The organism is Oleiphilus sp. HI0123 (assembly GCF_001635315.1).
This window is the reverse complement of sequence record NZ_LWGE01000121.1, coordinates 1-1317: the sequence shown is the minus strand read 5'-3', so window position 1 is coordinate 1317 and position 1317 is coordinate 1. Positions and strand designations below refer to the sequence as shown.

At 42.5% G+C, this 1317-nt stretch carries 2 protein-coding genes; one reads left to right on the top strand and one right to left on the bottom strand.

From position 1 onward, the window contains the following. Positions 1 to 240 (bottom strand): exodeoxyribonuclease VII small subunit (locus tag A3761_RS01175; protein WP_068749661.1); only part of this gene is annotated, 240 nt, incomplete at its 3' end. Between the two features lie 291 nt (positions 241 to 531). Between A3761_RS01175 and pomA the strand changes: the two genes are divergently transcribed. Further along, positions 532 to 1290 carry a flagellar motor protein PomA gene (gene pomA / locus A3761_RS01170; RefSeq protein WP_068749660.1) on the top strand — a complete coding sequence of 253 codons (759 nt, stop codon included), beginning with the start codon at positions 532 to 534 and terminating at the stop codon, positions 1288 to 1290. Positions 1291 to 1317: the final 27 nt, after the last annotated feature.

Here is a 1317-nt window from a genome sequence, read left to right as displayed (position 1 = left end):
AGTATTGCTTTGCTCTTGGAGCGCATTTAACTCAAAGCCATTGTCGCTTTGAGTTAATACAGATACGCGTTGTTGAGCGCTCTTCAAGGTGTTTTGGCAGTCTTTGCTTAGCTTGACGCCTTGTTCAAAAGCGTCAAGAGATTGTTCCAAAGATAGCTGTCCTTGCTCCATTTTATTGACGATTTCTTCGAGAGCTTGTAGTGAAGTTTCAAAGTCATTAATTGAATCGGAAGAGGACATAAAAATCTCAACTAAAAAAGAGGTAAAAAACAGGAACTTTCAATTTTTCGGGCTACACTAATTGTAAATTAATATGTATTAGTGTGACTACTGCCAGGCGACATAGATCGTTTGATCACGTAAACCTAATCGNACAATTATACATACAGATGAAACTTCCTTGTAACAAAATCACGTAATTATTTTCTTTTTAGCGTGCTTGGAAGTGTCTTGAATTAATAGTCAATTTCAATAGTTGAAGGCATTAAGTGGCATATCTGTAAGATGGGAATTTTTTTCTAGGAGCGTTTAGTGGATTTAGCAACCCTCATTGGCTTACTTGGTGGCTTTTGTATCGTTGCATTTGCAATGACCCTGGGCGGCTCAATAGTTATGTTTATCGACGTACCCTCGGTTTTGATCGTGCTAGTTGGTTCCTTTCTTGTTTTGATGATGAAATACAACCTTGGGCAGTTTCTTGGCGCAGGAAAGACTGCAGCCAAAGCGTTTATGTTCAAGTTGGAGTCGCCTGAAGAAGTGATTACTTTGGTCGTAGAGCTGGCAGATGCAGCTCGAAAAGGTGGTTTGCTATCGCTTGAAGGGAAGGAGATAAATAATGACTTTCTAGCGCGTGGTATTGCTCTCTTAATCGACGGCCATGATGAAGACGTTGTTAAAACAGTTCTGACGAAAGATAAGAATATGGCCGTTGCGCGGCATAAGGCAGGCGCAAGTGTTTGGTCTGCTCTAGGAGACCTGGGGCCGGCGATGGGAATGATTGGTACCTTGATCGGTTTGGTTGCGATGCTGTCCAACATGGATGACCCGAAGTCCATTGGTCCTGCGATGGCGGTAGCTCTATTGACCACGCTATATGGAGCGATGCTTGCAAATATGGTTGCTATCCCTTTTGCTGACAAACTGACTCTTAGAATGGAAGAGGAAGAGTTGATCAAGTCCATGTCAATCGATGCCGTTTTGGCGANTCAGGCTGGTCAAAACCCACGTGTTATTGAAGCTATGTTGAGAACCTACTTGTCTGAAGGCAAGCGAGAAACAGGTGAAGAATAGTTCTGGTTTATTAAGCAGCCTGTATGT